Origin of the sequence: Methanocella sp. MCL-LM, from assembly GCF_049676595.1 — an archaeon.
GTDB lineage: Archaea > Halobacteriota > Methanocellia > Methanocellales > Methanocellaceae > Methanocella_A.
In genome coordinates this window covers 3,186,761-3,200,438 of sequence record NZ_CP187259.1, presented here as the reverse complement: position 1 = coordinate 3,200,438, position 13,678 = coordinate 3,186,761, and the positions used below count along the sequence as shown (strand labels likewise).

Below are 13,678 nucleotides of genomic sequence, written 5' to 3'. Positions count from 1 at the left end.
ACGCAAAGTTATTCTATAATACATCTTTGCGTCATTGCGCCTTTGCGCCTTTGCGATTTAAGATCGAGGCCTTCCCGGGCCGAGCAGGTAATTTGGACTTTACCAGTTTTCAGGCTACAAAACCTATTTTACACAGGAACGAATACTGTGTGCGAATGATTTTTTCCGAGGTATACGACGAGGGCAATGATAAGGTGTTCGTACTGAGGGACACCATCGAAGTGAGGGTACCTCATCAGTTTTACGCGAAGCTCAGCAAGAAGTACTCCGACGAAGAGATCGTCTCCATGCACGAGCCCAAGGTCTTGAAGCACCACTGCACCCACCGGCCGCTTGTCTACGTCACGAAGGAGTCCGAAATCCCGCTCATCGGCCACACCGCATTCGGGCTCATCGACCGGGGTACGAACCTCATCCAGGTGCGGCCCATCTCCGGCTGCAACCTGAACTGCATCTTCTGCAGCGTGGATGAGGGTCATACTCAGACGAGGCAGACCGACTTCATCGTCGACACCGACTACCTCGTCGAGGAGTTCGCAAAGATGGCGGCCCTCAAGGGAGACGATGTCGAGGCACACATCGACGGCCAGGGGGAGCCGTTCCTCTACCCGTACATGGTAGAACTGCTGGAGAAGCTGCGGAAAGTCCCCAACGTCAAGGTCATCTCCGCCCAGAGCAACGGCATGGCGCTGGACGAGGAAAAGATCAAGGCCATGAGCGGCTTATTAGACCGGATTAACCTCTCGCTCTCTTCGACGGACGAGCGCACCGGCCAGATTCTGGCAGGGACCAAAAAGTTCAGCGTCGAGCACGTGAAGAACGTTGCAAAGTGGTGCCTGGAAAACGACATCTACGTGCTGCTGGCACCCGTATGGGTCCCGGGCTTCAACGACGGCGAGATCGAGAAGATCATCGAGTTCGGGCTGGAGATCGGCGTAGGCCGCAAGTACCCCGGCTTCGGCATCCAGAACTACGTCCGGTACCAGTTCGGGAAAAAAGTCAAGGGTAAACCGCTGCGCTTTGACCAGTTCTTCGAGAAGCTGGGGGAGTTCGAACAAAAGTATAATCTCCACCTCAAGCTCACGCCCCAGGACTTCGGCATCCACAAGGCGAAGTCACTGCCCAAAGCGTTCAGGAAAGGCGATCTCGTCCGGGTACAGATCGTCGCCCCGGGCAGAGTATTCGGCGAAATGCTGGCGGTAGCAAGCGGCAGGGTCATCGGTGTGCTCACCGAAAAGCCGGTCGGGTCTCACATTACTGCAGAGATTACCCGGACGACAGATAACGTCTACAACGCTGTTCCGCATTGATTGTACAAGAAAAAGAAAGCCGCCACTAGTGTCACCATTATATGGCGCCACATTGTGGCGGCACAGACAATCCTTTTAATATCTGCCCGCAAACTGCTCCAGGCCATACGGGTAAGCTCCGACGCCGATTGTCCTGATCACTGTTCCGGCGTCGTTGCTGACATCTACTACGGTCACACTGTTGCTGTTCATGTTAGTCACGTAGACTTTAGAGCCGTCCGGAGAGCAGGCTATGCCCCTGACCCCGGAGCCGCACTTCACCGTCTTGATCGTAGCATACGTGGTCGCATCTGCTATGGTGAGGTTGTTGTCGCCGTCGGTCACGTAGTACAGCCGGGTGCCGTCCGGGTTGACGATGGGGCTCAGCGGGCCTGCCGTGGTGCCGATAGTACTGAGCAGGCTAAGAGTGTCTGCATCGTAGACCTGGATATTGGCAGCCCCGTAGTTGGCCACAAACAGCTTGGTGCCGGCCGGGTCGAGCGATATGAAGTAGGGCTTGTTCCCGGTCAGGGTGGCCACCAGCGTGCCGCTGTCGCCCGCGACGTTCATCACGTACACGTTGTTCGTCTGGTACGTGCCTGCGTAGAGGCGGGTGCCGGCCGGGTTTAGCCACAGCTGGTGGGGCTTGGAGATGCCTGATATTGTTTTTACGACGGTGTACTGGCTGGTGTCCGAAGTATCTACGATGCTGATGGAGCCGCTACCGTAGTTTCCTACATAGAGACGGGTGCCGTCGGGGGATATGGCCAGGCCACGCGGAGAATTGCCTACGGGTATCGTGCTGACTATGGCATTGTTCCCTGGCGAGATGACGACTACCTTGTTCTGGCTTTCCACTGCCACGTAAACAAGCGAGCCGTCCGGGCTGTACACGATGCCGAACGGTTTCGAGCCAGTGGTAATGGTGTCGGTAACCGTGTTAGTGGACTGATCAATCACGCTCACCGTGTTCGACCCGTAGTTGGCCACGTAGGTTTTCCAGGCAACCGGAGTCGGTGTCGGCGTTGCAGTTGGCGTTGCGGTTGGCGTTGCGGTTGGCGTTGCGGTTGGCGTTGCGGTTGGCGTTGCAGTTGGCGTTGCAGTTGGTGTGGGTGTCGGGGTTACAGTCGGTTCTGGTGTGGGTGTCGGTGTTGCCGTAGGCTCGGGTGTCGGGGTCGGCGTTACCGTCGGAGTTGGTGTCACTGTGGGTTCTGGCGTAGCCGTTGGTGTCGGTGTCGGTTCCGGTGTTGCCGTTGGTGTTGCTGTCGGGGTCGGCGTTGGTGTTGGTGTAGGGGTGGCTGTAGGCTCAGGTGTCGGTTCCGGTGTTGCCGTAGGCGTTGGTGTGGGTGTAGCTGTGGGTGTCGGTGTCGGCTCTGGTGTTGCCGTTGGTGTTGCCGTTGGTGTTGCCGTTGGTGTTGCCGTTGGTGTTGCCGTTGGTGTTGCCGTTGGTGTCGCCGTAGGCGTTGGTGTTGGTTCCGGTGTTGCCGTAGGCGTTGGTGTGGGTGTTGCTGTGGGTGTCGGTGTCGGTGTTGCCGGCAGTACCTCGGCTAAGGCAGGAGCTATGTCAAGACGTCCCCAGCCGTAATTATTGTCGGGATAAGTTGAGCTGAGGTGGCAGGTCGTACTTGTCAGCACGTCCTTCAAGTCGGCAGGCGTTAAGCTGTTGTTCGCCTGCAAGAGTATGGCGCAGGCCGCGCTTACCTGCGGGCAGGCCGCGCTCGTTCCGGACGCATATGAATAGTACTGGCTGATCGGTTTTCCAGTTATTGCGCCGGATGCCCGGGCGGAGATGACGTTTTCTCCGACTGCCACGATGTCCGGCTTAACTCTGCCGTCCGCAGTCGGCCCTCGGGAGCTGAAGACAGATATCTTGTCCTTCATGCTTACCGAGCCCACCGCGATCGTGTCGGGGGAGTCTGCCGGGCACCTGATGGTGCCTGACTGAGGACCTGTGTTACCTGCAGAGCAGACTACTACCACACCGTTCTCCACAGCGTTATGGACTGCGTCGTCCAGGGGCTGGAAGTGGGTGGGGTTAGACAGGGACATCGAAATGACGTCTGCGTGGTTCTGGACGGACCAGTCGATGGCCGCGATGATGTCGCTGGCATAGGCGGTGCCTGAATTGCTCAGCACTTTGACCCCGAACAGGTTCGCGTCGTAGGCCAGCCCGGTGAAAGTCCCGTTTGACGAGGCGCCTGAGCCGGCGATGATGCCGGCGACGAAGGTCCCGTGGCCGTAGTCATCATAAGGCGTGGGCTGGCTGTTCAGGAAGTCCTGCCACAGGATCACTTTGCCGGCGAGATCGGGGTGTGTTGCGTCTATGCCTGAATCGATCACGCTGATGTTGATCCCCTCTCCCGTGTAGCCCGGGACAGTGGACCAGGCAACTGTAGCGTTCACGTGGTATACGACCTCGTCGAGGTCGGCGTAAGCAATTTCATCCCGCACTATGCTCTTGACGTCGGATCTCGTCTTGAGCGCAGCCACCTGGCTGTCAGGAAGATCGACAGCAACGGCGTTGATGATATTATAGCTGTACTTGACCTTTCCGCCGGCTTTGCTGAGATCGCGGCTTTGCGCGGCCTTTGCGGCGCCCTGGGAAAGGGCCGAGGCTGGCTGCTTCTGGTTGTCCATCGTATTCTTGTACGTTATGATATACCTGTGAGATGTATCATTCTTGCCCTGGCTGGCGGCGATGACGCTTTCTGGTATAATCAACGATACAATAATTCCCGTTATGATTAATATTGTACAGAGTTGTTTGAGTTTGGTAATGTTTCTACCCCCGTCACTTCACGCGCTCTCTTTTTGGCGACCGGCCTGCAGGCCTGATCTCTCGGAGAAGCGTCGATGGGCGATTATTGAGTAACCCATTAGTTTTTATACTTTTATTGTTTATTTATTTATTATTATATATACGTTTGCGAATTGAGGAACTGGTGTGGCGGCACATACTGATAATTGGTATGGTCATCTTTGGTTACAGGATCGAGATATTCTGCTGCACTGGCCTACGTTGTAATCATATGGGTAAATTTATATAATATGTTATTTAAATACTGTTAATATAACTAAAGTTTGCTTAGCAATAATTTGGATGATGGTGGCCAAAACATGGTCGTAAAGCTGATCGATAACAAGGTTCTCTGGGACAAACATATGGATGAAAGCGCTTACAGCACGCTGTTTCACCGGTGGGACTGCCTGCAGCTCATAGAGAAGCACTCGGGCTACCGGCTCCATCCCTACGGAGTCTACCGGGGTGATGAACTGGTCTGCCTGTTCCCGGTGTTCACCAGGAGCGCAATGGGCCGAATTACTGTAGCATCTCCTCCGCCGAACGTGGCTATTCCATACCTCGGATTCGTGATGAGCTCCATCTACGACAAGCTCCGGCAGCGCAAGAAGGAGTCCTATCTCAACAACGTCATCGAGGAAATGGAGGCAGAGCTGAAAAAGCTTCGCGCAGGCCCGGTCAGCATCACTACTGTCAACCGCTTCGTCGACATGAGGCCGTTCAAATGGGGCGGCTACAACGTCCAGATGCGGTATTCGTACGCAGTGGACCTGAAGCAACCCTTCCCGGACATCCTGGGCAGGTTCGACAAAGCCCTGAAGATAGAGATCGCAGAGGCTGAAAAGCTCCCGCTTTCGGTGGTACCCGCCGACAGCGTGGATGTGTTCTGCAAGGCTGTCACGGACTTTTACCGCCGGCACGGCCTGGCCCGGTCAGCGCCCGGCCCGGAGTTCCTGAAGGATCTGCTCGCCGCCTTCCCGGATAGCATCAAGATCTGCTACCTGCGGAACGGCGACCAGATCGTCTATCCGATCGCATATTACCAGTATAAGAACCGATTTTCCTTCTGGCTCGGGTGGGGAATTACTGCCGCTGGCATGCAAAACGATGCATTTGTCGCGTGGAGCTTCATCAGGAGCAAGCAGGCAGAAGGGCTGGCTACCCTGGAGCTGCCGGGATCGGGCCCGAGAGAGCTCTGCTTCTTCAAGTCCATGTTCAACGCGCCCCTCGAGTATCATTTCTCCATCAGGAAGAGCGATTTGCTTGACTCGATCGCCGGAAGCCTTCGCCCCGGCATCGCCACTTCGTGAGGTCGCATGAGCCAGGGTAAGCTAAACGGCAGGTGCTTGTAGGTATGTCCGTGGAAATTGTCGACGATGAAGCCTTGTGGGACCGGTTCGTCGATGCCAGCCCCAACAGCATGCTCTTCCACAAGCGGGCCTTCCTAAACTTGCAGGAAAAGTACACTGGCGACAAACTGCTGCCATACGGTATCTTCGCAGGCAACGATCTGACGTGCATCCTGCCAGTTTTCCTCTCGAAGCAGAACGGCCTCAGGCTGCTCTATTCTCCGCCTCGCAGCTCGCTGGTGTACGTGCCTTACCTCGGCCCCGCCACCAGCCCTGCTATTGCCCGGCTACAACCTCACGACCGGGAAAGTGCCTGGAGGTCGATCATCGGGGAGCTTTGCGCAGAATTCAGCCGGCTGTCGCCAAACTACGTGGCCCTCGGACTCTCGCCGGGATTCCTGGACGTGAGGCCCTTCGAAAGGACCGGCTACGAGGCCGATCTCATGTACACCTACATCATCGACCTGGAGCGGCCTGTCCAGGCGATCTGGGAAAGCATCGAGTCCGACACCAAAAAGAGCATCAAAGATGCTTCCAGGCACCCCCTGACGATCGCTCAGGCAACCGATACGGCGACGTTCACCGACCTCATGCGGCAGGGCCTGAAAAGCCAGGGGGAGACCTTCTTCCACCGGCAGAGCCCGGAATACCTGACCGAGATCCTCGAAGCTTTCCCGGACCACGTCAGGATGTACTTCCTGTACCTCGGGGAAGACCTCATCGGGGCAAACACCCTTTGCAGCTTTCACGGGCACTGCATAGGCTGGATGGGAAACACCGCCGCAAGACAGGGCTTCAGCGCAAACGATTACCTGGTCTGGGAGATGCTGAAGAAGGTCAAGCAGGAAGGCTGTCGGACTTTCGAGAACACGGGGGCCGACGAGAAACGCCTGAACCATTCCAAGACCAAGTTCAACCCGGCCCTGGTGCCCTGGTTCTACCTCTACAAGCGGGACCCGCTGTACAGGACGGCTAAGCTCGGCCAGCTCGCCCTGGGGAAGATCAAAAGGCACGCGTGAGGAAGACAAAATGGAACTAATACTCGATAAGGACATATGGGACGGCTTTGTGGAAGCAAGCCCTAACGGGACGCTCTTCCACCGGTGGGACTTCCTGCAGATCGTGCAGAAGTACACCGGCTACAAGCTTTACCCCTACGGTATCTACCAGAAGGGCGAGCTGATCAGCGTTATCCCGTTCTTCCTGCGCATCCATAACGGGCTCAAGATGATGATCTCCCCGCCGCCTTTACCCATGGCTAACGTACCCTACCTCGGCTTCGCCATGAGCCCGGCGTTCCACGAGCTTCCCCCGCACGAGAAAATCGTCGCCTGGGACCGTATCGTGCGAGAGATGCACCGGGGCCTGAAGCCGTCGCCCAACTACGTCTGCATCGGCCAGACCTCGGACATCAGCGATACCAGGCCTTTCGAGTGGCAGCATTACGAAGTCGACCAGCAGTACACCTACGTGCTGGACCTGAACAAGCCCCTCAAGGAGATCTGGGACGGCTTCGACCGGGACTGCCGAAAGAACATCAACGAGTGCAAAACGCATCCCCTGTCTTTCCGGGAGGTGAACGACGTCGACCGGTTCAACGAGACGATGAAGGAGCACCTCACCAGGGACGGGCCTACTTTTTACCACCGCCGGGACCCCGCTTACCTCGCAGAGCTGCTCCGGACGTTTCCTGCCAACATCAAGCTGTACTTCTTCTACAACGGGGACGAAATCGTCGGGGTAAAGATCAACCTCGGGTACAAAAAGAACTACATGTCGTGGATGGGCAACGTCTCGGTCCGGAAAGGGCTGAGCACTAACGAGTACTTCTACTGGGAGCTGATCAAGAAGGCCCGGGAAGACGGGTACAAAAGGCACGAGAACTACGGGTCGTACAACCCGCGCCTGAACCTGTTCAAGTCCAAGTTCAACCCGGCTCTAGAGCCGTGTTTCTACGTCCAGAAGAAGGATTTACTGTTCAGCACGATGTGGCGCAGCTATAACGCGGTTGCGGGATTTGCGAAAGCCATCAGGGTGAAATAGCATGCAAAACACCACTTTTTACCATGGCAGCCATGCCCGGATTTCGGCCGAGCCTGTCACCGACAAGGCCCTGTGGGACCGGTTCGTGGATGAAAGCCCTAACGCACAGCTTTTCCATAAATGGGACTTCCTGCATATACAGGAGAAGTACACTGGCTACCGGCTATACCCGTGCGGGATCTACCGGGGCGACGAGCTGATCAGCCTCATACCCCTCTTTCACAAGAATAAGAAGGGCTTTAATTTCGTCTACTCTCCGCCGCAGGCCAAGCTATCGTACATACCTTACATGGGCTTAGCGCTGAGCCCGGCCTGCTACCGCTTGCCACCGCGAGAAAAAATTGGCCTGGTGTGCCAGATCGTCAGCGAGGCCGACCGCTTTGCCAGGCGTTTTTCCCCGGGCTACACCTCGTTTGCAGTCGGCCCCGGGGAGGTGGATATCCGGCCGTACCTGTGGAACGGCTATGAAGCCGAACTTCAGTATACCTATACCTTCGACCTGGCGAAACCCCTCGAGGAGCTCTGGAGCAGCTTAGACAAGCGCTGCAGAACCAACATCACGGGGGCCAGGAAGGAAAATCTATCCCTGGTGAGGTCCAAGGACGCGCGGAAGTTTTTCGAGCTCATGACAGGCAGGCTGGACGACGAGGGCTCGACCTTTTTCCACCGCCAGACCTACCGGTACCTCGAGGAGATGCTGGCGGCCTTCCCGGACAACGTCAAGCTCTATTTCCTGCACCGCGGCGATGAGCTAGTCGGCGCCGACGTCAACTACGAGTACCGGGGCTGGTGCACGTCGTGGATGGGCACGGCCGCCGGCAGGGACGGGTTCAACGCAAACGAGTACCTGCTCTGGGAGCTGATCACCCGGGCAAAGGCCGCCGGGTTCAGAACTTACGAGAACCTCGGCGCCGACGAGCTACGGCTGAACCTGTTCAAGTCGAAGTTCAACCCGGACCTGGTGCCGTATTTCTACATCACTAAAAAGAATCGCCTGTTCAGGCTGGCCACCTACGGCTCGGAAAAGGTATCGAAGATTCTGGGCAGCCACACTGTGGCGGGCATGGCGCACGAAAACGTCAACCGGATCAAGGAGTCGAAACAATGACTATCGAATTAGTTACCGACAGAGAACTATGGGATAAGTTCATAGACAAGAGCCCATATGGCACGCTGTTTCACAAGTGGGACCTGCTGAAGATCGTCGAAAAGCACTCCGGCTACGAGCTGCGGCCGTACGGGCTGTACAAAAACGATTCGCTGTACGCTGTCATCCCCATTTACTACAAGAACACAAAGGGGGTGAAGCTGGTCTATTCCCCGCCCCAGGGGACGCTAGCCTACATACCTTACATGGGCCTGGTAATGTGGCAGGATTACAAGACGCTAAAGCAGCGTAAAAAAGAGCAGTACCTGGATTATGCCTGGGCTGACCTCGCCGCCGAGCTGAAACGGCTGTCTACCAACATCGTCTCCATCACCATGGTGCCCGACATGTATGACGTCAGGCCCTTCATATGGGACGGCTACGAGATCAAGCTGTTGTACACCTATATGCACGACCTTACCCAGCCGGAAGACGAGATCTGGAACAGCTTCGACAACGACTGCAGGCAGAAAATCCGGGCCGGCGCCAAACATGGCCTCGTCATCAAAGAGTCTACTGACGTGGACACGTTTTTCAACATCATGGTCGGGCGCCTCAAAGGCTATGGCAACAACTTCTTCACCCGGCAGAGCCCCGACTACCTGCGAGATCTGCTCGCCGCTTTCCCCGAGAACATCAAACTGTACTTCATGTACAAGGACCAGGAGATCGTCGGAGCGGCCATCAACTGCTGCTATAAAGACCAGTATACCGGCTGGTTCGGGGACGCGATCATCAACCGCGAGATCGCCTCCAACGAATACCTGAACTGGGAGTTCATCAAAATGGCAAAAGCCGCCGGCTACAAGCGGCTCGAAAACTGGGGGGCCGACATGAAGCGGGTCAACCAGTTCAAGTCGAAGTTCAACCCGACGCTGACCACCTACTACCACGTCCGCAAAAAGGACCGGATAGGGGCGCTGTCAGAGTGGGGCTACGACAACGTGCTGGCCAACCCCTACCTCGGGTTCGTCAGGAAGGCCATATTCTAAAATGTTCATGTGGGGTGAGACAGCAATACGAACACTGCGCTGTGCGTTTCTGATTGCTCAAACAACGTGAGACAGCAAGACGAACGCTGCGCTGTGCGTTTCTGATTGCTCAAACAACGTGAGACAGCAAGACGAACGCTGCGCTGTGCCAGATCACAGATTACGCAGAATCTGATGATTCTGACAGATTTGACAGATTGCACAGATGCTGATCGACAATTTATATATGAAAAGGGCTCAGACTATTCCTTTTATATAAAATAGTCATCTGTGCAATCTGTCAAATCTGTAACAATCTGTGATCATGGCACAGCGCAGCGTTCCTCCACGTTCACGAGCACAGAGACAACACTGCTAACAGTATCTGGGAAATCGTGATCATGGCACAGCGCAGCGTTCGTCCTATCGTCTCGCCTCGCCGGGGCTATGGACAAAACGCACTGCATAGAAATTAGCGGTTTTTTCATCGTTTAGATGTGATCACCAGAGCTTTTCCTAAAGGGCTTTCACCATGATCTGGCAGCCAGTGCCGTCCGGGTAGTAGCCGGGCACGACCTTCTCCTCGACGAAGGCGTGCTTTCTGTACAGGGAGATCGCTCCGGCGTTGTCTGTCCTTACCTCGATGAAGCAGCTCTTGCATCCCGCTTCGGCAGCCACGTCGGCGAACGCCCTCATCAGGCAGTCTCCAATGCCTTTTCTCTGGTACCTCCGGTTTACGACGATCTTGAGTACATGCCCCGCTTTTCCGGACCGCCTCCGGGCAATCTCCCCTACCAGAAACCCGGCCGGCTTTCCATCGTAGCGCGCCGCCAGGAACAGCGGTGACGCTTCCTCCGCCAGCCTGCTCAGGTCATTCAGGTATACGACGCTGTACATACCATGTGCTAGCAGCAGCTTTACCGCTGCCGGGACATCGGAGACGGCGGCGTTTTCGATCAGGATATGCTCGTCCTGCCTGATCTGCATCCCCGACCGGTTCGTGAGCACTACCCAGCTTACTATCCTTTTTACAGGCCATGTCAGCAGCGAGACGAATCGCATGACGACATTGTACGGGAACCAGCCAAGCTCGTCTATCGACTCCAGCTCGTGCCCCAGCACGATCCCAAGCTCGGTGTTATTCAGCGTTTCCTGCAACCCCCGGGATATGAAGAGAATTGTACGGTTTCTGGCTATGCCGGTCATAAATACCCGATATGTCGGGCCTGGCAGTATCGCTATCAATGGCATTGGCATACATGCGCTACAGCTTAGATCGCCCACAATCTGGTACAGGCGGGGCTCTTCAGACTCCCCTACCGGCATTGCCTTTATCAGCCTCAGGGCGGTCAAATCGAACAGGACGTAAATAGCCAGTAACTCCGCCATGGTTAAGCTGAGTATAGTCCCGACTGAAATCCACCCGGCTCCGGCGTAGGCCGGGGCAAGCAGCAGCGCTGTCAGCGCGGCTGCTAAAGTGCCGTAGACGATGATCTTTTTCTCCAGATGCCTGATCTTGAGCCGCATATACTTTCCTCATATCAGGCCGGCTGTATCACGTACGTATGCTCGCCGTGGCTGGCCTTGATCCTGATCGTGTCGCCGTTGACCCTTTCCCAGTTATCCCTCCGAACCCCGTCTGTCAGTACCCGGACATTGGAGGGTATCGGCAGCTGGCCGAGGGTAATACTCACGTACTCGTCGCTCTTGACTCGCAGTGCTACCTCTTCTTCACCATGGTCGACTGTCAGGTAGTTAACTGGCCCTGAAGCCCTGGCCAGAGGCTTATCGTTGACGTCGAGGTACGTGCCGTTAAGGATGGCGTACCTGGAAATCTCCTCTCCCGTCGTTCGGACGTAAGCCGTATCGGCGTTCGTGGCGAACGACGCAAACCGGCTGTTGCCGGTACCAGTGTAAACGGTATCTCTGTACCGATCTGTGATGATGCTCAGGGCGTTGCCTGTGCCGGTGACGTTCACCGTCGCAGCCGCCGGCTCTGGCTCTGTCCCGTAGCGGGACATCAAGGCGGTGACCCGGTACATGGTCTTCTCCGGCTCTCCCGTCCTGAAATAGACGACCGGCGAGTACACATCGGACGCCATCGCGTTGCCGCCGATGACGCTCAGGGATTTCGTAATGTACACTTCCGCGGCCGGCACCGAGTACAGCTTCAGGTCCACTGCGTTGCCATACGGGTTAGTTGTGCTCCAGTCGAACCAGTTCGTGACGATGCCCGTGTCCACGTCTTTTCCGTAGCCGGCTGCCTGCCAGTCGTAGCTCGCTCCCCCGAGGCTCAGATCCCCGTTGACATGGCCCGGATTGCCCTGATCCGTGGTCTTGACGAGGCTGAAGCTAGCCGGCCTCCATATGTTGCGGTAGATCCAGGGTTCGGCACCGCCGGCCCTGTCGATCACTATGAAGTACCCATCCTCCGGCAGGAGTACCGTGCGCTCGATATCCACCGGGGAGCTCAGCGATATTTCCCGCTCCCCTGTCCAGTTCGGGGAACCTGTGATGTGCTCGCCCGCCGAGAGGATATCCAGCCACGGGGTAGTGATGGCCCGGGAGATCTTCGCCGGAGTCGTGACTCCCGAGATGTCCCCTTTAGAGCCGCCTACAAATCTCCCGCCGCTGGCCTGGTCGACCGCGAAGGGCACCCGGGGATTCTCCAGGACAATGACGTTGTGGTACACCGGAGCCATGCCATAGTCAGGGTTCAGGACCCACTTGTTTTCCCCGCCGTCCGCCAGCAGAATATTGCCTTTACCATAGTACTGAATCCCCAGCTGATCGGCTCGCATCTCCAGCCGGGTGGTACCGGTGGATACGGGCTGGGTGGTCACCATGCTGAGAAAGTCGCTGTCGACCGACCATCCTGTCCTCATCGTCTGGAACATGGCGTCCGGGTTCAGGTGGCTGGTATACTGGGGCGGGTTCCTCGGAAGATCGTTATAGTTGTGCTCGCAGAGGTAAGCTGTAGAGTAGCCTCCGTTCCACTCGGTGCTGGGGTCCGGCATAAAGCGGATGTTGGCGTTGACGTTATCGTAGTGCCTCAAGACCGCGCTCCTGTTCGCCTCGTCCAGGAGACTGGCTATGCAGGGGTGATAGTTGAATCGTAGATTTAGCAGCGTCTCATAGGTGGCCTCTACACCGCTGGGATAGGAGTCCCATACCTCTGCGGTGAAATGACCTTTCACGACCGGGTACTTCTCAAGGTAGTTCTCCCCCGTGACGTGGGTATATGCCTGGGCGAACAACACCATGCTCTCCAGCGTATAGGTATTGTAGCCGATGAGGTCCTTGCCTGTGGCGTTATCAAATCCGTAGTACACGATGGGCTTGTGCCTGTCGTGGAGAGGGTCGGAAACGAAGAAGTAGTCAGTGCCGCATTTTAGCCAGTCTTCAGGCCCGCTTTTAAGGCTCAGCTTGTTCGGGTTGGTATAATCCTTTAGCGCCAGGCCTGCGAAGGCCACGTTGATGTACGCCTGGCCATGGTGGTCCCAGAACGTCACGTACTCTGTGTTTGTGCCGTCGGAGTTCAGCTCCCGGTAGACCTGATCTGCCAGTCTGGCGAGCTTATCTCTCACTATCGTGTCGGTCTGCGGGCTCATGTACGGCTGCACCAGGTCGTATGCTATGCAGTAATCTCTGATGGCAACGGATCTGCGGTGGGGACTGTACGGGTCGCCGACCCCGATGTTTATAAGCGCCTCCACAGCCTTCTTTGCGTACTTCTCGTCCCTGGTGATCTGCCAGGCAAGCGCAAAGATCTTCGCGCAGCCTGCCCTGTCCATGATATCGTTGTGGGGGTCCCCCGGCCAGGCAACGGTGAAATCCTTATCGTAAACGATGTTTGCCCCGCGTATGATCTCGTACTCGTACGTCGACCAGGGCGTATAGCCGCGGTTGGCGTAGCCCGGGGATTCGCTGATGTCGTTGAAGAACAGGTAAGGGTGATCGATGGTCGCGGGGCTCACGACCGGGCTGGCAGTAGCAGTAGCTACAGGAATCGGAATAGCGTCCGTTATCTGGAGGGGCTGAATTAAGATGGCCATCAGGATGAGCAGAATACCCACTAA

9 protein-coding genes are annotated in these 13,678 nt (G+C 56.4%); 6 read left to right on the top strand and 3 right to left on the bottom strand.

Annotation, left to right across the window (positions count from 1 at the left end; all coding sequences use genetic code 11):
- Window positions 1-155 precede the first annotated feature (155 nt).
- A complete protein-coding gene (locus ACPLPM_RS16185) occupies window positions 156-1,310 on the top strand; it encodes a radical SAM protein (protein WP_424357804.1) in 1,155 nt (384 codons plus the stop codon).
- Window positions 1,311-1,385: 75 nt separating this feature from the next.
- Here ACPLPM_RS16185 and ACPLPM_RS16180 read toward each other — a convergent pair whose 3' ends face one another.
- Complete coding sequence (locus ACPLPM_RS16180) at window positions 1,386-4,010, bottom strand: S8 family serine peptidase (protein WP_424357803.1); 2,625 nt, start codon at window positions 4,008-4,010, stop codon at window positions 1,386-1,388.
- A 396-nt stretch (window positions 4,011-4,406) separates the two neighbouring features.
- Here ACPLPM_RS16180 and ACPLPM_RS16175 point away from each other — a divergent pair, with 396 nt between their 5' ends.
- Genes ACPLPM_RS16175 through ACPLPM_RS16155 form a run of 5 tightly spaced genes read left to right on the top strand, consistent with a single transcriptional unit; the run spans window position 4,407 to window position 9,620 of the window.
- Entirely contained in the window at window positions 4,407-5,399 is a 993-nt protein-coding gene (locus ACPLPM_RS16175) for a hypothetical protein (protein ID WP_424357802.1), read from the top strand.
- Between the two features lie 44 nt (window positions 5,400-5,443).
- The gene (locus ACPLPM_RS16170; RefSeq protein ID WP_424357801.1) at window positions 5,444-6,457 is read left to right on the top strand and encodes a GNAT family N-acetyltransferase; all 1,014 of its coding nucleotides are present in this window, start codon (window positions 5,444-5,446) and stop codon (window positions 6,455-6,457) included.
- Window positions 6,458-6,467: 10 nt separating this feature from the next.
- Window positions 6,468-7,481: a GNAT family N-acetyltransferase gene (locus ACPLPM_RS16165; protein WP_424357800.1), complete on the top strand. Its 1,014-nt coding sequence runs from the start codon at window positions 6,468-6,470 to the stop codon at window positions 7,479-7,481.
- A gap of 1 nt (window position 7,482) precedes the next feature.
- Window positions 7,483-8,589 carry a GNAT family N-acetyltransferase gene (locus tag ACPLPM_RS16160; protein WP_424357799.1) on the top strand — a complete coding sequence of 369 codons (1,107 nt, stop codon included), beginning with the start codon at window positions 7,483-7,485 and terminating at the stop codon, window positions 8,587-8,589.
- Window positions 8,586-9,620, top strand: coding sequence for a lipid II:glycine glycyltransferase FemX (locus tag ACPLPM_RS16155; protein ID WP_424357798.1), 1,035 nt, complete (start codon window positions 8,586-8,588; stop codon window positions 9,618-9,620). The genes ACPLPM_RS16160 and ACPLPM_RS16155 overlap by 4 nt, the downstream gene beginning before the upstream one ends.
- A gap of 495 nt (window positions 9,621-10,115) precedes the next feature.
- Here ACPLPM_RS16155 and ACPLPM_RS16150 read toward each other — a convergent pair whose 3' ends face one another.
- Together ACPLPM_RS16150 and ACPLPM_RS16145 are read right to left on the bottom strand one after the other, a co-directional pair.
- The gene (locus ACPLPM_RS16150) at window positions 10,116-11,126 is read right to left on the bottom strand and encodes a GNAT family N-acetyltransferase (RefSeq protein WP_424357797.1); all 1,011 of its coding nucleotides are present in this window, start codon (window positions 11,124-11,126) and stop codon (window positions 10,116-10,118) included.
- A 14-nt stretch (window positions 11,127-11,140) separates the two neighbouring features.
- Window positions 11,141-13,675 carry a hypothetical protein gene (locus ACPLPM_RS16145; RefSeq protein WP_424357796.1) on the bottom strand — a complete coding sequence of 845 codons (2,535 nt, stop codon included), beginning with the start codon at window positions 13,673-13,675 and terminating at the stop codon, window positions 11,141-11,143.
- Window positions 13,676-13,678 lie beyond the last annotated feature (3 nt).

Coding starts and splice junctions, on each gene's coding strand:
- ACPLPM_RS16150 (WP_424357797.1), bottom strand. CDS start 11,126: ATGCGGCTCAAGATCAGGCATCTGGAGAAAAAGATCATCGTCTACGGC.
- ACPLPM_RS16185 (WP_424357804.1), top strand. CDS start 156: ATGATTTTTTCCGAGGTATACGACGAGGGCAATGATAAGGTGTTCGTA.
- ACPLPM_RS16165 (WP_424357800.1), top strand. CDS start 6,468: ATGGAACTAATACTCGATAAGGACATATGGGACGGCTTTGTGGAAGCA.
- ACPLPM_RS16175 (WP_424357802.1), top strand. CDS start 4,407: ATGGTCGTAAAGCTGATCGATAACAAGGTTCTCTGGGACAAACATATG.
- ACPLPM_RS16160 (WP_424357799.1), top strand. CDS start 7,483: ATGCAAAACACCACTTTTTACCATGGCAGCCATGCCCGGATTTCGGCC.
- ACPLPM_RS16170 (WP_424357801.1), top strand. CDS start 5,444: ATGTCCGTGGAAATTGTCGACGATGAAGCCTTGTGGGACCGGTTCGTC.
- ACPLPM_RS16155 (WP_424357798.1), top strand. CDS start 8,586: ATGACTATCGAATTAGTTACCGACAGAGAACTATGGGATAAGTTCATA.